Source organism: Myroides odoratimimus, assembly GCF_030326305.1.
Classification (GTDB): Bacteria; Bacteroidota; Bacteroidia; order Flavobacteriales; family Flavobacteriaceae; genus Flavobacterium; species Flavobacterium odoratimimum_A.
Map to the genome: position 1 here is coordinate 83,922 of NZ_JACAKB010000007.1, position 21,441 is coordinate 105,362.

The 21,441-nt window shown below is 35.5% G+C and carries 21 protein-coding genes; 17 read left to right on the forward strand and 4 right to left on the reverse strand.

The window, feature by feature from the left end; genetic code table 11:
* Positions 1–82: 82 nt before the first annotated feature.
* Positions 83–1,105 (forward strand): hypothetical protein, encoded by a 1,023-nt coding sequence (locus HX049_RS07550; protein WP_286415153.1) that lies wholly within the window; start codon positions 83–85, stop codon positions 1,103–1,105.
* 58 nt (positions 1,106–1,163) lie between these two features.
* Here the strand turns inward: HX049_RS07550 and HX049_RS07555 are convergent, their stop codons facing one another.
* Positions 1,164–1,427: a DUF1294 domain-containing protein gene (locus HX049_RS07555; RefSeq protein ID WP_006257968.1), complete on the reverse strand. Its 264-nt coding sequence runs from the start codon at positions 1,425–1,427 to the stop codon at positions 1,164–1,166.
* A 56-nt stretch (positions 1,428–1,483) separates the two neighbouring features.
* Here HX049_RS07555 and HX049_RS07560 point away from each other — a divergent pair, with 56 nt between their 5' ends.
* Positions 1,484–3,610, forward strand: a complete 2,127-nt coding sequence (locus tag HX049_RS07560) for a Tex family protein (protein WP_286415154.1) — start codon at positions 1,484–1,486, stop codon at positions 3,608–3,610.
* Positions 3,611–3,969: 359 nt separating this feature from the next.
* Here HX049_RS07560 and HX049_RS07565 read toward each other — a convergent pair whose 3' ends face one another.
* Positions 3,970–4,185 carry a twin-arginine translocase TatA/TatE family subunit gene (locus HX049_RS07565; protein WP_006257970.1) on the reverse strand — a complete coding sequence of 72 codons (216 nt, stop codon included), beginning with the start codon at positions 4,183–4,185 and terminating at the stop codon, positions 3,970–3,972.
* A gap of 190 nt (positions 4,186–4,375) precedes the next feature.
* Here HX049_RS07565 and HX049_RS07570 point away from each other — a divergent pair, with 190 nt between their 5' ends.
* The 7 genes from HX049_RS07570 (at position 4,376) to purD (ending at position 12,429) form a co-directional block, all read left to right on the forward strand.
* Positions 4,376–5,257 (forward strand): murein hydrolase activator EnvC family protein, encoded by an 882-nt coding sequence (locus HX049_RS07570; RefSeq protein WP_286415155.1) that lies wholly within the window; start codon positions 4,376–4,378, stop codon positions 5,255–5,257.
* A 6-nt stretch (positions 5,258–5,263) separates the two neighbouring features.
* On the forward strand, positions 5,264–6,751 hold the full coding sequence (locus tag HX049_RS07575) for a GH3 auxin-responsive promoter family protein (RefSeq protein ID WP_286415157.1): 1,488 nt from the start codon (positions 5,264–5,266) through the stop codon (positions 6,749–6,751).
* A gap of 36 nt (positions 6,752–6,787) precedes the next feature.
* Positions 6,788–8,467, forward strand: a complete 1,680-nt coding sequence (locus tag HX049_RS07580; protein ID WP_286415158.1) for a DUF6909 family protein — start codon at positions 6,788–6,790, stop codon at positions 8,465–8,467.
* Positions 8,468–8,594: 127 nt separating this feature from the next.
* Positions 8,595–9,143: a dTDP-4-dehydrorhamnose 3,5-epimerase gene (rfbC, locus tag HX049_RS07585; protein ID WP_286415159.1), complete on the forward strand. Its 549-nt coding sequence runs from the start codon at positions 8,595–8,597 to the stop codon at positions 9,141–9,143.
* The gene (rfbD, locus tag HX049_RS07590) at positions 9,140–9,913 is read left to right on the forward strand and encodes a dTDP-4-dehydrorhamnose reductase (protein WP_286415161.1); all 774 of its coding nucleotides are present in this window, start codon (positions 9,140–9,142) and stop codon (positions 9,911–9,913) included. Before rfbC ends, rfbD begins: the two co-directional genes overlap by 4 nt.
* Positions 9,914–10,017: 104 nt before the next feature.
* Entirely contained in the window at positions 10,018–11,001 is a 984-nt protein-coding gene (locus HX049_RS07595) for a UDP-glucuronic acid decarboxylase family protein (RefSeq protein ID WP_286415162.1), read from the forward strand.
* A gap of 156 nt (positions 11,002–11,157) precedes the next feature.
* Positions 11,158–12,429, forward strand: a complete 1,272-nt coding sequence (gene purD, locus HX049_RS07600) for a phosphoribosylamine--glycine ligase (protein ID WP_286415164.1) — start codon at positions 11,158–11,160, stop codon at positions 12,427–12,429.
* A 9-nt stretch (positions 12,430–12,438) separates the two neighbouring features.
* On the opposite strand, the gene HX049_RS07605 is transcribed toward purD, so the two are convergent.
* A complete protein-coding gene (locus HX049_RS07605; RefSeq protein WP_006257986.1) occupies positions 12,439–12,669 on the reverse strand; it encodes a DUF6341 family protein in 231 nt (76 codons plus the stop codon).
* A 111-nt stretch (positions 12,670–12,780) separates the two neighbouring features.
* Here HX049_RS07605 and HX049_RS07610 point away from each other — a divergent pair, with 111 nt between their 5' ends.
* A complete protein-coding gene (locus HX049_RS07610) occupies positions 12,781–13,719 on the forward strand; it encodes a DUF6427 family protein (RefSeq protein WP_286415165.1) in 939 nt (312 codons plus the stop codon).
* Here the strand turns inward: HX049_RS07610 and upp are convergent.
* Positions 13,714–14,367, reverse strand: coding sequence for a uracil phosphoribosyltransferase (gene upp, locus HX049_RS07615; RefSeq protein WP_006257988.1), 654 nt, complete (start codon positions 14,365–14,367; stop codon positions 13,714–13,716). The genes HX049_RS07610 and upp overlap by 6 nt on opposite strands.
* 59 nt (positions 14,368–14,426) lie before the next feature.
* On the opposite strand from upp, the gene HX049_RS07620 reads away from it, so the two are divergent.
* The 7 genes from HX049_RS07620 to HX049_RS07650 all read left to right on the forward strand — a co-directional run bounded on the left by HX049_RS07620 (position 14,427) and on the right by HX049_RS07650 (position 21,434).
* Positions 14,427–15,032, forward strand: coding sequence for a DUF4254 domain-containing protein (locus tag HX049_RS07620; RefSeq protein ID WP_286415167.1), 606 nt, complete (start codon positions 14,427–14,429; stop codon positions 15,030–15,032).
* 75 nt (positions 15,033–15,107) lie between these two features.
* Positions 15,108–16,154, forward strand: coding sequence for a glycosyltransferase family 9 protein (locus HX049_RS07625; RefSeq protein ID WP_286415169.1), 1,047 nt, complete (start codon positions 15,108–15,110; stop codon positions 16,152–16,154).
* 29 nt (positions 16,155–16,183) lie between these two features.
* Entirely contained in the window at positions 16,184–16,696 is a 513-nt protein-coding gene (locus HX049_RS07630) for an adenine phosphoribosyltransferase (protein WP_286415171.1), read from the forward strand.
* Positions 16,697–17,411: 715 nt separating this feature from the next.
* Entirely contained in the window at positions 17,412–18,092 is a 681-nt protein-coding gene (locus HX049_RS07635) for a GNAT family N-acetyltransferase (RefSeq protein ID WP_155091951.1), read from the forward strand.
* A 17-nt stretch (positions 18,093–18,109) separates the two neighbouring features.
* Complete coding sequence (argG, locus tag HX049_RS07640; RefSeq protein ID WP_286415173.1) at positions 18,110–19,306, forward strand: argininosuccinate synthase; 1,197 nt, start codon at positions 18,110–18,112, stop codon at positions 19,304–19,306.
* A gap of 4 nt (positions 19,307–19,310) precedes the next feature.
* Positions 19,311–20,282, forward strand: a complete 972-nt coding sequence (gene argC, locus HX049_RS07645; RefSeq protein ID WP_286415174.1) for an N-acetyl-gamma-glutamyl-phosphate reductase — start codon at positions 19,311–19,313, stop codon at positions 20,280–20,282.
* A 12-nt stretch (positions 20,283–20,294) separates the two neighbouring features.
* Positions 20,295–21,434 (forward strand): aspartate aminotransferase family protein, encoded by a 1,140-nt coding sequence (locus HX049_RS07650; RefSeq protein WP_286415175.1) that lies wholly within the window; start codon positions 20,295–20,297, stop codon positions 21,432–21,434.
* Positions 21,435–21,441: the final 7 nt, after the last annotated feature.

Below are 21,441 nucleotides of genomic sequence, written 5' to 3' on the forward strand. Positions count from 1 at the left end.
ACCATTATTACCAAATGAGGTCAAAAGTGACTTTTTTGGACACCATAATTACTTTTAATATATGTATTTTTGAAAAAAAAATATGAAAAAGTATATATGTAGCATCGCAATAGCTATGTTTGGAGTATTTATAACTTCATGTAGTAATGATGATAATCTAAATGATAGTAAACCTGTAGAAGAGAGAAAGGGACGCTTTGACAGCAGTCCTTTTAGTTGGGATGTGAAGGGAAGTGCTGAAGTGAATGATCTATTGTTTATAGAAGATACTAATTATACTGTAGAGATATTGGGAGAACATTATTCTACTAGTAATGATTTATATCCTGGAGCTGTATTTCCAAAGAGTAGCATAGATAGATTGACATTTGATGCTATGGTGAAAGCAGAAAAGAATCCTTATGATTTAATGTTTATGTTCTATAAATCTTTTGTTTTAAGTGATATTAGTACGAAGAAAGAGAAGGTAACATATTTAAATGCTGTTAATCAAGCTCTAGGCAGTGAAGCTTTTCGATCAGAGGTAAGAAACAGAGCTTATGGTATTGAGGATTTATATATTACAGAGTGTTATACTTATAAAGACGTTGTCCAATCTTTTAGTGGTAATCTGAAGTTAGGAGAAGTTTTTGCGAAAAATATGAAAATGAATGCAGGTGATAGTAGATATAAGTCTATTTTACTCATGAGAGTAGGTAAGGTATTCTATGGAGAGTGGTTTGAGGGAGATTATGAAAATTTCTTTAAAGAGCCTATGAATGAGAAGGATTTGTATTATGTGAAGAGAATTATGAGAGGAACTCCCGTTACTTATGTGGCAATAGAGAGTAAGGCCGATTATGCAGACTTAAAAGATGCTGTAAGATCAGCATTAGTACATTATCGAAAAGAAGGTAATTTAAATTTAAATGATAAGAATGGTGAAATCTTGAGTAATGCAAGTTTTACAATATTAAGCACTGAAGATAAGATAAACAGCTTAGGTAGGTGGAGTACTTCTAAAGACGATATGTTCTCAGTACTTAAGAATAATTTGTCTGCGAATTATATAGGACAGCCTATTTACTTAGAGATTAGATCTGTAGATACAGATAAAAGATACTAAACAATAAAATATTTAAAGAAGACTTATAACTGCGGGTATAGGTCTTTTTTTATGGATATTATCGTTTAAAGACGATAAAGAATAAGGCTACCTGTATGGCTAGGATGGCATAAAACTTTAGTTTAAAAGAGTCTTTAGAAATCTTATGTCTAAGTTTCTTCATCGCAATCCATGCACCTAGTGTTCCACCAAAAAAGCAAAGAGACAGGAGGTTCTTCTCAGAAACACGTCTTTTGTTTTTAATCGCTTGTTCTTTGTCAAAGGCAAACATGGAGAAAGCTAAATAGTTTATTATAAGTAGATATAGGAATAAAAACTTCATGAGATTTATTTATTGTGACAAAGGTAGTATTTTAGCTATTCTTAAAATAATAAAATATGACGTTGATAGAGTTTATTCAACAGGCTGTGAGTGCTAGTGCAAAAAGTATAGAGAATACGCTGTCTCTGTTAGGAGAGGGATGTACTATACCGTTTATCGCTAGATATAGAAAAGATAGAACAGGTAATCTAGATGAGGTGATTATCGAAAAGATAGCGAAGTATAGTGAGCTGTACGAAGGAATAGTGAAGAGAAAGGAGTCTATATTAGGCTCAATAGAAGAACAGGGCAAGCTAACAGATGAATTGCGCAATAAGATTACAAATAGCTTTGATCTAACAGAGATAGAAGATTTATACTTGCCATATAAGAAGACGCGTAAGACGAAGGCTGATACAGCTAGAGAGAACGGTCTAGAGCCATTGGCTAAAGTGATTATGGCTCAGAATGCTCATGATATAGAGTCTATCGCTGCGAAATATCTTAATGATAAGGTAGGAAGTGAAGAAGAGGCTATACAAGGGGCATCTGATATCATTGCAGAATGGATTAATGAAAATATGTATGTGCGAAAATCACTGAGAAGAAAGTTCCAACGCAGTGGAGTGATCAGTACTAAGGTGGTAAAAGCAAAAAAGGAAGAAGAGCATGCGCAGAAGTTTGAGCAATATTTTGATTGGGCAGAGCCTGTGTATAAGATACCTGCACATCGATTATTAGCAATACTAAGAGCCGAGAAAGAAGGTTTTATCAAGTTTAATGTAGGTATTGATAAGAGTGAGGCTATTAGCTTCATAGAAGATAATGTAGTGAAAGGTAAGAATGAGTGTGGTAAGATAGTAGAGAAGGCGGTAGCGGATAGCTATAAACGTCTGTTAGAACCAGCATTGTCTAATGAAGCCTTGGTAGAAGCGAAGGAGAAGGCAGATTTAAACTCTATACAGGTATTTGCGGATAATCTTACTCAGTTATTATTAGGTTCGCCATTAGGAGAGAAACGCATACTAGCTATTGACCCTGGGTTTAAGACTGGGTGTAAGGTAGTTTGTTTAGATGAGCAAGGAGATTTGTTATACAACGAGACTATATTTCCTCATGCTCCTCAGAAGGATACTACTATGGCGATGAAGAAGATTCGCTCTATGGTCAATGCATACAATGTAGAAGCTATCGCTATCGGTAATGGTACAGCCTCTAGAGAGACGGAGTTCTTTATTAAGAAAATAGCTTTTGATAAACCAGTACAAGTATTCGTAGTGAATGAGGCTGGAGCATCTGTGTACTCTGCGTCTAAGATAGCGAGAGAAGAGTTTCCTGCTTATGATGTGACAGTGAGAGGTGCTGTGTCTATCGGGCGTCGTCTGTCTGATCCATTAGCAGAGCTAGTGAAGATAGATCCTAAGTCTATCGGAGTGGGACAGTATCAACACGATGTAGACCAAACATTGCTTAAAAAAGAGTTAGATAATGTGGTGATGAAGTGTGTAAACTCAGTAGGAGTTAATCTTAATACTGCTAGTAAATCGCTACTGAGCTATGTATCTGGGATAGGTGAGAAGATGGCTGAGAATATAGTGCAATACAGAACAGAGAATGGGCCATTCGAGAGTAGAACAGAGCTTAAGAAAGTACCTCGACTAGGAGATAAAGCCTTCCAGCAGGCAGCTGCATTTGTGCGTATTAAGAATGCTAAGAATCCACTAGACGACTCTGCTGTACATCCAGAGGCTTATGGTGTGGTAGAGAAGATCGCTAAAGATATGAAGGTATCTATAGGGGATATGATCTCTAATAAAGAGCTTATCGCTAAAGTAGATGCTAATAAATATACTACGGGTGAGGTAGGAGCATTAGCGCTTCAAGATATCTTAAAAGAATTAGAGAAGCCTGGTCTAGATCCTAGACGCAGTGCTAAGGTATTTGAGTTTGATCCTAGTGTGAAACAGATTACAGACTTAAAAATAGGTCAAGTACTGCCTGGTATTATCAATAATATTACCAACTTTGGTTGTTTTGTAGATGTTGGAATTAAAGAGAGTGGTCTAGTGCATATCTCTCAACTTAAAGCAGGCTTTGTATCAGACGTGAATGAAGTAGTAAAGTTACACCAGCATGTACAAGTGAAGGTGACGGATGTAGATGTGGCTAAAAAAAGAATACAACTGTCTATGATATTAGATTAAACCCAGATTCCGCATTCGGCCCATACTACGAATAAATTCAGAGTTTTTTTGTAGAATTTACTCTCGTTAATAGGTCTATCGCATATTCTAGGTTTAAAAAAAATAAAAAAACATTTCTAAATCTTGTTTTTGGCACGATACTTGTTTTTAAACTAGTACTTGAGTTTGAAAACAATAATGTTGTTATTGAAAAAGAAAACAAGCAGGTAAGTAGTGTTTTTATTATGTTTTATAAGTGAAGTGCCTATCTTTTATTGTCAAGATAGGTACTTTTTTTTGTGCTATAGTGACGTATAAAAACAAAAAAGCGTTATATAGCAAGCCATATAACGCGTAAAATATATAAGTTTAGAACAGAATTATTCTGTCTTAGAGTTATCTTGTGTATTCTCTTTTTTAGTTGTCTGTTGAGCGTTTTCGTCTCTAGTAGCATCTTTAAATTCTTTGATACCAGAACCAAGTCCTCTCATTAATTCAGGGATCTTTTTACCTCCGAATAACAATAGAATGATAGCTACAATAACTATAATTTGCCATGGCCCAACCATTCCTAAAAATATGTGTAATGAGTTCATAATAATCTTTTTGAAACATTAAGTAGCGACAAATATAGTAAGAAAAATGTAAAACGTTTATTCGTAATAGGTTTTATTTAACTTTTAACGTTTATCTAGTAAGGATTTTTCTTTTAAACTGTGAATATTTAGGTAAAGTGACAGAGTCAAATTTTATAATTATTATATTTGTGTAGTAAAATAGGTACAGATGTTAGGAAAGGGACATAAAAGAAAAAAGTGGAAAAGTACACTTTTAAGTAAATACCGTATTGTTATCGTTAATGATAAGACCTTTGAAGATGTAAAATCTTTTAAGCTTAATTTACTTAATGTTTTTGGCGCCAGTACTACATTGGTATTTTTGTTTATTCTATCAACTGTTTTACTGTTGGTATTGACTCCGTTAAAGGAATATATACCGGGATATTCTTCTGCTGAGTTAAAACAAAGGGCTGTAGAGTTAGCTCTAAAAGTAGATTCGCTAGAGAATGAATCTAGACAGAATCAACACTATCTAAGTGCGATCAAAAGCGCATTGTTAGGAGAAATACAGGTGACAGAGGCTAGTATAGATTCTTTAAAACTAACTCAGAAACCACTGAATCAAATCGAACATAAAGATCCTAGTGAAACAGATATGAAGCTAAGAGAAATGGTTCGACTAGAGGATAAGTATAATCTCTTCGAAGAAAGTAAACCTAAAGTTAGCCAAGTCCTATTTAGCCCAATTAATGCAGAAATAGTAAGAAAGTATGATAGTAGAGCTATGCATTTCGGGATTGACTTTAGAGCACCTGCTAATACACCTGTAAAAGCAATTAGTAAAGGGACTGTGTTATTCGTAGACTGGACTATAAAAGATGGTTATACAATCATCTTATTACACGATGAAGGTTTAATATCTGTATATAAGCACTTAACATCTCTTACTAAAGGAGAGTATGAAAGTGTAAGGTCAGGAGAAGTGATAGGTCTGTTTGATGGAAGTAGTGAGGCTACTGCATTAAATGCTTCTACAAAATACTTCCACTTCGAACTTTGGAAAGATGCTTATCCATTAGATAGCTCATTATTTATAGATTTAGAATAAGAGAATATGTCAATAAAGTCATTTGGAGCTAAAATATTTGCTTCAATTATACATAAGAAAACACAAAAGTGGGTCAATGACCCTATCAATACACAAAAGAAGGTTTTTGAACAATTGCTAGAGGATGCTAAGCACACTGCATTTGGAAAAGACCATAATTTTGCTTATATTAATAGCTACGAAGATTTTGTAAAGCAAGTACCTGTGCGAGATTATGAGGGGTTAAGACCTTATGTAGATAGAGTGGTAGCTGGTGAGAGTGATGTGTTGTGGAAAGGGAAACCTCTTTACTTCGCAAAGACTTCGGGTACAACTTCGGGTGCTAAGTATATCCCATTGACCAAAGAGTCTATGCCTTATCATATAGAAGCTGCTCGTAATGCAATATTAGCTTATGTACATGAGACAGGAAAAGCGGACTTCGTAGATGGTAAAATGATCTTCTTACAAGGCAGTCCTATACTAGATGAAAAAAATGGCATAAAATTGGGTAGACTATCAGGTATAGTAGCTCACTATGTACCTGCTTATTTACAGAAAAATAGATTGCCTAGTCTAGAAACAAACTGTATAGAAGACTGGGAGACCAAAGTAGATGCTATAGTAGAGGAAACAGTAGATCAGAATATGAGTGTGATCTCTGGTATTCCGAGCTGGGTGCAGATGTACTTCGAAAAACTAAAGGAGAAAAAGGGTAAACCTGTAGGAGATATATTCCCTAATTTTAATTTGTTTATTTATGGCGGTGTAAACTATGAGCCTTATAGAGGTAAATTTGAACAAATGATAGGGCGTAAGGTACCATCTATAGAGTTGTTCCCAGCTTCAGAGGGGTTCTTCGCTTATCAAGATACACAGACAGAGAAAGGGATGTTATTACTGCTAAATGCAGGTATCTTCTATGAGTTTATAAAGGTAGAGGAGTTCTTTAATGAGGATGCTAGAAGATATACCATAGGAGAGGTAGAGCTAGGTGTGAATTATGTATTAATTATCTCTACCAACGCTGGACTATGGGGATACAATATCGGTGATACGGTACAATTCGTTAATTTGAAGCCTTATAGAGTAGTAGTATCTGGGCGTATAAAGCATTTTATCTCTGCATTCGGAGAACATGTGATCGGTAAGGAGGTAGAGTCGGCTATACAAGAAGCAATGGAGGGTACTTCAGTAACTGTTAATGAGTTTACTGTAGCACCACAGATTAGTCCAGAAGAGGGATTGCCTTACCATGAATGGTTGATAGAGTTCGGCAATGAACCTGAAGATTTAGAAGCTTTTGCTTTAAAGATAGATAATGCTTTAAGAAAGCAGAATATGTATTATGATGACTTAATTGTTGGAAAGGTGTTGAAGACATTAGTCATCTCTAAAGTGAAACAAGAAGGCTTTAATAACTATATGAAAAGTATAGGGAAGCTAGGAGGGCAAAATAAGTTACCTAGATTAAGCAATGATAGAATCATCGCTGATCAATTAAAATTATATTAGTAAAAAGAAATAATAAGACGTAAAAAGGAGAAGTATATGAAAGAGATAAAGAATATATCTAGAACGAGAGCGCAAGTGTCGTCTGCAGCTGTGGAGCGTATGTATATTACAATGCGCCATTTGTTTAACAGAGGTTTCTATAAACCGATGGGAGTGTCAGGAGATACATTAAGAGAAGCGCTATTAGAATTGCGTCCGGAAATATATGGTACTATCGCAGAAGAAAAAGTAGAGTTAAACGGATTGTTATATGTTATAGAACGCCTTCCGATCGGAATAGAGGAGTGTCGTTATATTAACTTGACATCTGATGAGGGGTATTCATTCTCTCACTTTACAGCCATCGTACCGCCTAAGAGAAGAAGAAACTGTTATCGAATAGATGAGGAGCAGATGAATATCGAGATCACTAGAGGTAGATCTGATATCTATGATGTTTTGACTCACTTGACATTTATATTTATTGAATCACATAAGATTAAAGATCGTGTATTGATAGGAGAGGATGGAAAGGTAACTCGCGATTGGAAAAAGATAGAAACTGCTGCTAAAAAAGAAGAGTTTTTAGAATTAGAGGAGAAAGAGGTGATCATGTCTCACTTAGCTAATGTATTAGGACGTTCTTTTGCTGAGGTTCTTGATGTATATGAGAAGTTTGCTATTCCTGAAAATCCAGATCGCTTCTTAGATGTGATTTATTGGTTAGGAAAGTTAGCTATAGAAGAGGATGTGTATAACGATAAACGTACAATCACTTTTAGTCCACTACTTAGAGAGCGTCTAGGTCACCATATCTATGGAGAAATGTGGTCTGATAGAATTAAAGAAGTACTTACAGCAAAAGGATTATTAGAGCGTCCAATCCATATCATCAGTGCGAATATGCACAGTGTGATGAATTCTATCTTTGCTCCTTCAGTTGTAAAGAGTGAAGTAGAGGTGAGTTCTGAGCTAGAGGTGTACGAAGAATTAAGTAAGCCTGAGAACAAACACCTTAGAGATTTAGTTAATGAACGTGCTGAAAATGAAGGAATGATTTTCTTAAGAGATGAGTCAGGAACGAACATTGACGTTCAAATATTTGATACTGCTAAGATAGATTTCGCTACTACAAACTTTAAGGCTCAGCAAATAGAAGGAGAGTATCCTGTGATTATCGTTATGGATTACGCTTTCGGTGAGCAGGCTTATGAGACTATCGATGAGCTTTTAAAGCCTTATAAGAAAACAACGATGATAGATGTGGAATCTGTGTCTATCATGGGGAAAGCAGGTATCTTAGTAGGAGATAAAGGTGATATTATGATTCCATTCGCTCATATTAATGAGGGAACAGGGGATAATTATCCTTTTGATAATGAATTGACAGTAGATATGTTTAAGAATGATGATATCCCTGTATTTGGAGGAACAATGGTTACTGTATTAGGTACATCACTTCAAAATAAGGATTTATTAAAGTTCTTCCACGATTCTACGTGGGGTGTAATCGGTCTAGAGATGGAAGGTGCTCACTACCAAAAAGCAATACAGTCTGCTTCTAAAATCAGAAAAAGTATTAATCCTGATGTGAAAGTAAGATATGCTTACTATGCTTCTGATAATCCATTAGAGACAGGTAGTACATTAGCTTCAGGAGGGTTAGGTACGACAGGAGTAAAGCCTACTTACTTAATTACCATCAAAATACTAGAGCAGATATTTAATATTAAGTAATTAAATTCTAAATAGTTTAAGATAAATGAGCCATCACAGAATATATGTGGTGGCTTTTTATTTTGATTTATATGTTAAATTGTGAATTTAAGTGTAATTTTATAGTCTTAGAATTTAGTTGAAAAAGATGAAGGTATTTACTACTCCTATACAAGATTGTGTTATCATAGAACCAAAGGTATTCTTCGATGAGAGAGGATATTTCTTAGAGAGCTTTAATAAGGCTGTTTTTGAGAAAGAAACAGGGTTAGCTGTACGTTTTATTCAAGACAACCAATCTAAGTCTTCTAAAGGCGTTCTAAGAGGGCTTCACTATCAAATAGGAGCTTATCAACAAGCTAAGTTAGTAAGAGTATTACAGGGTGAAGTATTAGATGTAGTGGTAGATCTACGCAAGGACTCTAGTACATATGGACAACAGTTCACTCAAGTGCTATCAGCAGATAATTTTAAACAGGTGTTTATCCCCAGAGGATGTGCGCATGGTTTTTTAGTAAAGAGTGAGACAGCAATATTCGCTTATAAGTGCGATAACGTTTATAATAAAGAATCAGAAGGGGGCATTATCTATAATGATCCAAGTTTAGGGATTGATTGGGAGTTTAATCTTGATGAGGTTATCGTTTCTGATAAAGATAAGGTATTACCACTATTCGAAAATGCTTTGCCAATATGATCAAGATATTAGTCACAGGGGCTACAGGACAAGTAGGACAATGCTTACAATCTATAAGTCATGAATATGATGGAGTGGAATATTTTTTCTATGGTTCTAGTCAGTTAGATATAACGAATGAAGTTTCGATAGATGAGGTTTTCAGTAAAGTGTGCCCTGATTATTGTTTTAATTTTGCTGCTTATACTGCTGTAGATAGAGCAGAGGATGAGAAAGAGTTAGCGTACAAAGTAAATGCTGAAGGAGTAATGTACTTAGCAAGAGTATGTAAACTATATAATACTACGTTAGTGCATCTGTCTACTGATTTTGTATTTGATGGTCATAAACAGACTCCTTATACTGTCTCTGATATCCCAAACCCTATAAATGTGTATGGTGCTTCTAAATTAAAAGGAGAATTATACATAAAATCGAATATGGAGCGTTACTATATCGTGCGTACTTCATGGGTGTACTCTGATTTTGGGCATAATTTTAAGAAAACGATGCTGAGATTAGCAGAAAATAGAAGTGAAGTAAGTGTTGTTATGGATCAAATAGGTTGTCCTACTGATGCAATAGAGTTATGTCATTTTTTAATGTCTCTGATGCAAGGAAATCATGATTATGGGGTTTATCATTATAGAGGTGATGTAATCTGCTCTTGGTACGACTTTGCTGTATCCATATTTAAAGAGAATAATATTAATATAAAAGTGAATCCAATCACTACTGAGGAATATCCTACTAGGGCTAATAGGCCGAGGTATAGTGTGTTGGAGGTGTGAGCTAAATATAGAAAGTAATTAAACACTAAATAATTAACGGCTTATACAACTTATGTCTAAGGAGTACTAGAGTTATTTTAGTGGTATAAAATATACTATATATAATGAAACGTATACTAATAACAGGTGCAGCAGGTTTTTTAGGATCACATTTATGTGATCGATTTATAAATGAAAGATATCATGTGATAGGAATGGATAATTTGATCACAGGGGATCTAAAGAATATAGAACATCTTTTTAACCTACCTAACTTTGAATTCTATCATCACGATGTAACTAAGTTTGTTCATGTACCTGGCAAATTGGATTATATCTTACACTTTGCTTCACCAGCTAGCCCAATTGATTATTTAAAAATCCCAATCCAAACGCTTAAAGTGGGATCATTAGGGACACATAATCTTTTAGGATTAGCACGTGTAAAAGGTGCACGTATCCTGATTGCGTCTACTTCTGAAATTTATGGGGATCCATTAGTGCACCCTCAGACTGAAGAATACTATGGAAATGTAAATACGATAGGGCCAAGAGGGGTATATGATGAAGCTAAGAGATTCCAAGAATCTATTACGATGGCATATAATACATTCCATGGTGTAGAGACTAGAATTGTACGTATTTTCAATACTTATGGTCCTCGTATGAGACTGAATGACGGACGTGTTATACCTGCGTTTATTGGACAAGCATTAAGAGGAGAAGATTTGACAGTATTTGGAGACGGTGGACAGACCAGATCATTTTGTTATGTAGATGACCAAGTAGATGGAATCTTTAAGCTATTACTGTCGGATTATCATTTACCAGTTAATATTGGAAACCCAGATGAAATTAGCATTCTTGATTTTGCGAAAGAAATTATAGCTCTAACCAACTCTAATCAAAAGATTGCCTTTAGAGATTTACCAATAAATGATCCTATGCAACGTTGTCCCAATATAGACAAAGCGAAGAGTATTTTAGGATGGGAACCTAAAGTGGGAAGAAGTGAAGGGATGAAATTGACATACGAATATTTTAAGACATTTACGACTGAGGACTTATTGAGAGAAGAACATAAAGACTTTTCTAAGTTCATATATTAGATAAAGATCACTTCTCTAGTAGTAATAACTTCCTAATAAAAAGCATATTAATAAAAAAGCATCTAAACTAAATTAGATGCTTTTTTATTTAGTGTAACTTTCTTTATTGATTTAATTATATTTATTTTTGGTGTTTAATAACAAACAACACAATTAATGAAAATTTTACTATTAGGTTCAGGAGGACGTGAGCACGCACTTGCTTGGAAAATGCTTCAAAGTTCTAAATGTGAAGAATTATTCGTGGCACCAGGAAATGCTGGTACAGCGAAGATTGCTAAGAATATAGCTGTCAATCCAAATGATTTTGAGGCAGTGAAAGCTACTGTTTTAGAACATAAGATTGATATGGTGGTAGTAGGACCTGAAGATCCTCTTGTAAAAGGAATTGTAGATTTCTTTAAAGGAGATGATCAAGTAAATCATATTCCTGTAATTGGGCCTTCTATGAAAGGAGCTCAATTAGAAGGAAGTAAAGACTTCGCTAAAGAGTTTTTATTTAAACATAATATACCGACAGCAGGTTATGCTACTTTTACTAAAGATACGGTAGAGGAAGGAAAGAAGTTCTTAGAGACAGTTAAAGCTCCTTATGTATTGAAAGCAGATGGGTTAGCAGCTGGTAAAGGTGTAGTTATTTTAGAAGACATTAATGAAGCTAAGGCAGAGTTAGAGAATATGCTAGTAGATGCTAAGTTTGGTGATGCTAGTTCTAAGGTAGTTATTGAAGAATTCTTGTCTGGTATAGAACTGAGCTGTTTTGTATTAACTGATGGTAAATCGTATAAGTTATTACCAACAGCAAAAGACTACAAGAGAATAGGAGAAGGAGATAAAGGGTTAAATACAGGAGGTATGGGAGCAGTTTCTCCAGTTCCTTTTGCGACTGATGACTTTTTAAAGAAAGTAGAAGAGAGAGTAGTTATTCCGACTGTAAGAGGATTACAAGAAGATAACTTAGACTTTAAAGGTTTTGTATTCATTGGATTGATTAAGGTAGGTGATGATCCATTCGTGATTGAGTATAATGTGCGTATGGGAGATCCTGAGACAGAAGTGGTGATGCCTAGAGTAAAGACTGATTTAGTAGACCTTTTTGAAGCAGTAGCGAATGAGACTTTAGACACGATGGACATAGAACTAGATGAGCGTACAGCTACGACAGTAATGTTAGTATCGGGTGGTTATCCTGAAGATTATGAGAAAGGGAAAGTAATTACAGGTATAGACGATGTAACAGACTCTATTGTATTCCATGCTGGAACAGCGTTAAAAGATGGAGAGGTAGTGACTAATGGAGGTCGTGTATTAGCTGTTACATCTTATGGAAATAGTTACGATGAGGCATTAAAAAAATCTTATCAAAACATAGCTAAGCTAAATTTCGATAAGATTTATTTCCGTTCAGATATAGGTTTCGATTTGTAAAAATCGAAACTATTTTAAAAATGAGTGGGCTGTAGTATCTTGGTCATCTTCATTATTTGCTTTGAAGATTTTTAGTTGTTTTAACCAAAAAGCAAAATAGTAGCAAGTAATAAGGATAAACGCCCAAGTAATAATATTTGCAGTCCACCAATTTGTTAATTCTAATTTTGCAAAAAGATCCATTGGAATAAATAGAACTTTTTCAAAAAGGAATCCTAATCCAAGAAAAAATGAAGTCATTGTACTTTATTTTAAATTAAATAAAATTATTTTATTAATCCGTTACTAAACTTACGCAACCCAAAAAGAGGAAGTATAGGTTTAATATGTACAAAAATATAAAATATATAAATGTTAGCAAGTATTTTTAGTAAAACAAAACCAATTAATTACATTATACTGACCATCTTAATTCTATTAATCAGTGTTTTGTATTTATTTATAGACCAAGATCAGCTGGTTTGGACTACTTATGAGTTTGGTAAGAGAACTGTTTTACTGGCTTTGCTAATGGTGATGATGTATTTGTCCCAGTTTATTGCTACTCGTAATCGATTAGTAAGGGATAATGCTTATGTACCTCTACTATTTGTATCTTTTTTAATGTTATTTCCTACGGTTCTAGTACATAGTAAGGTTATTATAGCCAACTATTTTATCATGCTAGCATTGAGAAGAATATTCTCATTACATTCATTGAAGCAGTCTAAGGAAAAGATGTTTGATACCTCTTTGTGGATTTTTGTAGCAGGTTTATTTCATTTTTGGAGTGTGCTATTCTTGCTTCTATTGTTCTTTGCGATAACCTATTTTGGAGCGAAAGATTATAGAAATTGGTTTATTCCAATCATTGCTTTTTTCTGTGTCTCTATTTTTTTAGAATTATACTTAGTGGTTACAGATGGTAGTTATTATGATTGGTTTTGGGAGAAGTGCAAAGTGAGTTTTGACTTTATGTATTTTGAGAACGTATATCAGAATGTCGCTTTGGCAGTTTATGTACCTATCGCTTTACTGTTCTTTGTTAGTCAAGCGGCAAGTATTTCTTCAAAACCTTTTAATATGCAAAGCACCTATAAGAAAATACTGTTATCTTTCCTTATAGGCGTTGCTATTTATGTGATTTCTGCTGATAAAAACAACGGAACTTTAATATTTACTTTCTTCCCATTAGCTGTGTTAGGAGCTAACTATATAGAAGATATTCCACAGAAGTGGAGAAGAGAAGCCATAGTATACAGCGTATTCGGACTAGGGTTATTCTTCTATTTTATGCAGTTAGTATTATAGTTTATGTCCGTATGCTAGATCTCCTGCATCACCAAGTCCTGGTACGATATAATTGTGATCGTCTAATTTCTCATCTAGAGTAGCTACCCATAGATTTACATTATCAGGAAGGTTTTCTTCTAAGTATTGTACTCCTTCAGGAGCAGCGATAACTACTGCGATATGTAGTTCTTTTGGCTTTTCTTCAGCCATTAGCTTATTGATTACGGCTACTAGAGATTGTCCTGTAGCTAACATTGGGTCAATAAGAATCAATATTTTGTCTTGGAATGAAGGTGCCGCTTGATATTCTACTAATATCTCACTAGCCTCACCGTGTTTTCCATGACGGCGATAAGCAGATACGAATCCGTTCTCAGCATTGTCAAAGAAGTTCATAAAACCTGTGTGCAGAGCTAATCCAGCGCGTAGGATAGAACATAATACTACATTGTCTTCAATACAAGTCGTGTGTTTTACTCCTAAAGGAGTTTGTACAGCGATATCCTTATACGGTAATTTTTTGCTTAACTCATAAGACATAATCTCTCCGATTCGCTCGATATTTTTTCTAAATCGCATGCTATCTTTTTGGATATTAACGTCTCTAAGTTGTGCTAAAAAGTGGTTTAGGATACTGTTTTCTGCTGAAATATAATGAATTTTCATCTCGGTATAATTAGTACGATAAAGGTATAAAAACTATATTTGTAAATAAAATAATTAGTATGTTTTCAGAATTAGCATTTCCAATATTCGAAGAGAGTATTCGTGACTATCATAAATTTGATAATGTTGACCAGCCAATCAACAACCCATATCCAAAAGATGATATTAAACATTTATTGTATTTAAAGAACTGGATTGACACTGTTCAATGGCATTTCGAAGATATTATCCGCGATCCACAGATCGATCCTGTTGCTGCATTAACATTGAAAAGAAGAATTGATGCTTCGAATCAAGAGCGTACAGATATGGTTGAGTACATAGATAGTTACTTTTTACAAAAACATAAAGATGTTCAAGTAAAGGCTGGTGCTAAAATCAATTCTGAAAGTCCTGCTTGGGCTATTGATAGACTATCTATCTTAGCACTTAAGATTTATCACATGAACGAAGAAGCTACTAGACCTGAAGCTACTCAAGACCACAGAGATAAATGTCAAGCTAAATTAGACGTTCTTTTAGAACAAAAGAAAGACTTAACTACAGCTATCGATGATTTATTAAATGATATCGCTAATGGAGATAAGTATATGAAAGTGTACAAGCAAATGAAAATGTATAATGATGAGGAATTAAACCCAGTATTGTACCAAAACAAGAAATAATATTATCTTTGATAAAAAAATATAGAAAGCGTGAGTATTCACGCTTTTCTTGTTCATAACCTAATTTAACTTGTTGTGGCACAATTAAAACATATATTGATATTTAGGCTGTCTGCTATGGGAGATGTCGCTATGACTGTTCCTGTAGTGCGTGCTTTGGTAGCACAGCATCCAGATGTACGAGTGACTGTAGTATCTCGTCCTTTTTTCAAACCTTTTTTTAAAGATATAGACAGAGTTGATTTCTTTGCAGTTGATGTAAAGAAACGACACAAGGGGTTCTTAGGTTTGATTAGATTATTTAGTGATTTAAAGAAGCTTAAGGTTGATTATTTTGCCGATTTTCACAATGTACTACGAGCACAGATTATCAGATCTTTATTTAGTTTGAGCGGTACTAAAGTTGCTGCCTTAGACAAAGGAAGAGAAGGAAAGAAAGAACTTACCCGAGCAGAGAACAAAGTTTTTAAACAGTTACCTACGATGTTTTCTAATCATCAGAACACATTAGCTAAGCTGGGCTTTAAAGTAGACTTAACGAATCCTCAATTCCCTGCTGTACCAGAGTTAGCCCCAGAGTTATTACAATATGTAAAAGAGAAAGATACCGTGTGGATAGGGATTGCTCCCTTCGCACAGTATGATACTAAAGTATACCCTCTTAGCCTGATGCAACAAGTAGTAGATTCTTTAGCAGAACGCGAGAAGTCTATTATTTTCTTATTCGGAGGAGGTGAGAAAGAGATAGCTTTACTAAACCAACTAAAACGCGATAATTATAATGTAATCGTGATGGCAGGTAAGGTGAAGTTTGATATAGAGATTAATCTTATTCAGCATTTAGACGTAATGCTATCTATGGACTCAGGTAATGCACATATAGCCGCTATGCTTGGCAAGAAAGTTGTAACTCTTTGGGGAGCGACACATCCTTATGCAGGTTTTGCTCCGTTTAATCAACCTGCAGATTATTGTATCACTGCAGATAGATCACAGTATCCGTTATTACCTACTTCTGTGTATGGAAATAAGGTTGTAGAAGGGTACGAAAAGGCGATGCATACGATAGATCCACAAGTAGTGTGTGACAAGGTTATAGAAGTAATAAAATCAGATAAATAATTGTATTTTTGCAGTATAAAATATTGACTATGAACATAGCAGATTATATTAGAGATATTCAAGATTTTCCGAAGGAAGGTATTGGTTTTAAAGATATCACTCCATTATTAAACGACCATGCAGCTATGGTAGAAGCTACTAATCAGCTATTGGCTTTAGTAGGTAATAAGAAGATCGATAGAGTGGTGGGGATGGAGAGTCGAGGTTATTTTTTTGCAACCTTATTAGCGGAGAAGCTAGGAGCAGGATTTGTTCCTGTGCGCAAGCCAGGTAAGCTTCCTTTTGACACTATATCTGAAGCGTATGGACTAGAATATGGAACAGATATTCTAGAGATACATACCGATTCGATTAAACCAGGAGAGAAGGTATTAATCCACGATGACGTATTAGCTACTGGTGGTACAGCTGAGGCTGTTTGCAAGCTTGTAGAGCGTTTAGGTGGAGAGATAGTACAAGTAAACTTCTTAATGGAACTATCATTCTTACACGGAAGAGATAAGTTAGCTAATTATGACGTGAAGAGTCTAATCAGTTACTAATTAATTATAAATACAGCTATAAACCCTATTCAGTATCTCGAAATTCGTGATATTGAATAGGGTTTATTTGTTTATTTTGAGAGGAGTGGTCGCATAGTGATCGGATTATGATCGCATAGTGGTCACATAGTTTTGGCGTATTTTTATGCGACCACTATGCGATTATTATGCCAACAGACCAGCATCACTTAGAAGCAAAATTTACTTTAACGACAGTGTTTTACCTTCTCGAATCAGAAAGTTTTTTTAGTGTTGTTTTCATCTGGTTAGAAGGAGAATATGACGTTTTAAAACAAATATAGGTAAATTTTTTATTAAATATTTTTTCGCTTATGCTACCCAATCTTGTAGTATATAAGGCATTGAGGGCTGTTTTATTTTTTTAAGAAAAAGCTTGCATAATCCGATTTAAATTAGAAAACTTTGTCCATGCTTCTTTAAGCACAAATACGATATGAAGAAAACCGATTTAAATATGACTTTTATTTCTGACAACATTGCTCTTGCATTTGTTGCGGTTTCTTCTGTTTCTACATCGCGGGTATCTCGCGTCCGGGCTTAATCTTTTTTAGCCTTTTTAAATATAATGCCTTCTTTGGCATTATATCTGTACATATATCATTGATTTTTAATGCTTTTCAGACAGTTTGTATATTGTTGTACCTATTCGGTATCAATATTTAAGCGCGTTTGATTCCTAATCACTTGTTTTGAAATGAATTCAAATCAGTTTATCGTTATTCCTGCGAATGAAACACACGTAGGATATGCGGAACAAATTTGTGAAGAGATGGCTCAGTCGGCTCTTGCCAGAGGGACGGGTATCGCAAGAAGAAAACCAGAGTACGTTGCTACTAAAATGGTTGAGGGCAAGGCTGTTATCGCTTTGCACGTAGATGGTACGTGGGCTGGTTTTTGTTATATCGAGACATGGAGTCACGGTGATTACGTAGCCAACTCTGGACTGATTGTCAATCCTACTTTTAGAAAAGAAGGGCTGGCCAAAGCGATTAAAAAACGCGTATTCGAATTGTCAAGAGAGAAGTATCCAAAGGCTAAAATATTCGGTCTAACTACAGGATTTGCTGTGATGAAGATCAACTCAGAATTAGGCTATGAGCCTGTTCCTTATTCAGAATTGACACAAGATGAGATGTTCTGGAAAGGGTGTGAGAGTTGTGTTAACTTCCAAATTTTACAGAGCAAAGAGAAGAAGAACTGTCTGTGTACAGCTATGCTTTGGAACCCTGAGGACAAAGAAAAAGAGCTTCGCAATAAAATAGACCAAAAGGCGAAAGCAAAAGAAAGACTCAAAGGAATGCAAAAAAAGTATTCTTTGCTCAAGAGATTGCAAATGCAATTAAAGAAGACAGTCAAAAAAACGAATCTATTTTAATTTTAAATCCATCTATCATGAACAATAAGAAAGTAGTATTAGCATTTAGCGGAGGATTAGACACGAGCTTCTGCGTCATTTATTTAAAAGAAGAATTAGGGTATGAAGTACACTCTGTAGTGGTAAACACTGGGGGCTTCGACGCTGAGGAAGTGAAAGTTATCGAGGAGAAAGCGTATGCCTTAGGGGTGGCTTCTCATACGACTATAGACGAGACAGAAGATTACTATAACGATAGTGTGAAGTACTTGATATTTGGTAACGTATTGAAGAATGCGACTTACCCATTATCAGTAAGTGCTGAGCGTGTATGTCAAGCTACAGCTATTGCTAATTACGCTAAGAAGATAGGGGCAGAAGCAGTAGCGCATGGTAGTACAGGTGCTGGAAATGATCAGGTGCGTTTCGATATGATCTTTAATATTTTGGTACCTAATGTACAGATTATTACACCGATTAGAGATTTAAAGTTAAGTAGAGAGGAGGAGATTGACTTCTTGCAAAAACACGGTGTTGAAATCAATGCAGAGAAAGCAAAATACTCAATTAATAAAGGATTATGGGGAACTTCAGTAGGTGGAAAAGAAACCCTAACTTCTCATTTATATTTACCTGAAGAGGCATGGCCTACACCGATTACTAAAGTTACTCCTGAAACAGTGGAGATTACTTTTGAGAAGGGTGAGCCAGTAGCTCTAAATGGTAAGCAACTAAAACCTACTGAGGTTATCCAACAATTACAAGATATGGCACAACCATTTGGTATCGGTAGAGATATCCACGTAGGGGATACGATCATTGGTATCAAAGGGAGAGTTGGTTTTGAAGCAGCAGGACCTATTATTTTAGTGAAAGCTCACCACACTTTAGAGAAACATACGTTGACGAAGTGGCAATTGAGCTGGAAAGAACAATTAGCTTCATTCTATGGTAACTACTTACACGAAGGACAATTCCACGATCCAGTAATGAGAGATATGGAAGCATTTTTGAGTAGTACACAGCAGACCGTAAGTGGAAAAGTTACAGTAGAGTTACACCCACACCGTTTTGTAGTGATAGGTATAGAGTCAGAGCATGATCTGATGTCTAATAAGTTTGGTAGCTATGGAGAGATGAACAATGCATGGACAGGCGAAGATGTAAAAGGGTTCTCTAAGATTTTTGGTAACCAAGTAATGATTTGGCACAAAGTTAATAACCAAGACCAATAGAACTATGCAAACAATAAAAGCAGGAATAGTAGGTGGAGCAGGTTACACTGGAGGAGAGTTACTAAGACTTCTCTTACCTCATCCCGCAGTAGAGATTGCCTTTGTACACTCTAATAGCAGTGCAGGTAAGCCTGTGTATGAGGTGCATACAGATTTGTTTGGCGATACAGACTTACAGTTTAGTGCGACGTTGAACCAAGATATTGATGTGTTGTTTTTGTGTATGGGTCATGGTGATTCTAAAGTATTCTTAGCAGAAAATGACATTGATAAGGAGATTAAGATTATAGACCTCAGCCAAGACTTTAGATTAAAAGACACAGCTGGAGAGTTCGTTTACGGATTGCCAGAGCTGAATAAAGAGAAGATAAAGAAAGCGAATTACATTGCTAATCCAGGTTGTTTTGCTACAGCACTTCAGTTAGCCTTGTTGCCTTTAGCACATGCAGCTAAGATGCCTGATTCTGTTTATATCAATGCTTTGACAGGATCTACTGGTGCAGGTCAGAGTCTATCTACTACATCTCATTTTAGTTGGAGAGCGAATAATATATCCGTATATAAAGCCTTCACTCACCAACACCTTAGCGAGATAGGAGAAAGCCTTGTACAGTTACAGCCAGACTATGTACTGAACATTAAGTTTATCCCAGAGAGAGGAGACTTTGCGAGAGGGATTTTTGCCAGTGTGATGTTTGAATCGACTTTGACAGAAGAGGAACTGTATAATATTTATGAGAAGTATTATGCATCGCATCCATTTACACACGTAAGCAAAAAGGGTATTGACCTAAAGCAAGTGGTAAATACGAATAAATGCTTGGTGTCTATCGTAAAGAATGGAAATGATGTATTAGTGACCAGTGCGATAGATAACCTACTAAAAGGAGCAAGCGGACAAGCTGTTCAAAACATGAATCTGCTATTCGGATTAGACGAAAAAACAGGTTTACAACTTAAAGCTTCGGCTTTCTAACAACGATTTATTATGATGAAATTATATGATGTATACCCACTGAACCCTATCGAGATTGTAAAAGGATTAGGGAGTAGAGTATATGACAACAACGGTCAAGAGTATTTAGACTTATATGGAGGGCACGCTGTGATCTCTATCGGACATACTCATCCGCACTATGTAGCGAGATTAACTGACCAATTAAACAAAATCGGATTTTATTCTAATTCTATAGAAATTCCTCTACAACAGCAATTAGCTGCCTTATTAGGGGAAGTAGCTAGGTTGGACAATTATCAATTGTTTTTGTGTAATTCAGGAGCAGAAGCAAATGAAAACGCTTTAAAATTAGCTTCTTTCTATAATGGTAAAAAGAAAGTTATCGCTTTTGATAAAGCTTTTCACGGGAGAACATCTCTTGCCGTTTCTGCTACTGATAACCCAAAGATAGTTGCCCCAGTCAATCAAACGGAGAATATTGTGTTCTTGCCTTTTAACGATGAAGAGGCTCTTGAACAAGCTTTTGCCTCTTATGGTGATGAAGTAACAGCAGTGATTATAGAAGGGATACAAGGTGTAGGAGGAATACAAGTAGCGACTGATAGCTTCTTAGCGAAGATTAGAAGTCTTACTACACAGTACGGAGCTGTATTTATCGCAGACGAAGTACAGTGTGGATATGGACGTACAGGTTCTTTCTATGCTGTGAATGACGGTGGAGTGAGTGCTGATATCTATACGATGGCGAAAGGTATGGGGAACGGATTTCCTATCGGAGCGATAGCGATAGGAGAGCAGTTTAAGCCATGGCATGGACAGTTAGGAACTACTTTTGGAGGAAACCACTTAGCTTGTGCAGCAGCCTTATCTGTATTAGAGGTTATGAAGCAAGATAACCTAATGGCGAATACCGCACAAGTAGGGAACTACTTAATCAATGAATTAAAGAAATTAGATAAGATACAGGAAGTAAGAGGAAAAGGACTAATGATCGGAATAGACCTTGCTCCTGAGTTAAAAGAGGTTCGCAAAGAACTATTAGTGAAAGATCACATCTTTACGGGTAATGCAAGCCCTAATGTAATTCGGTTGTTACCAGCATTAAATCTGACTCAAGCTGATGCAGATTTATTCTTGGATAAATTCAACAACAGATTACAACAATTCTAAAAAGACA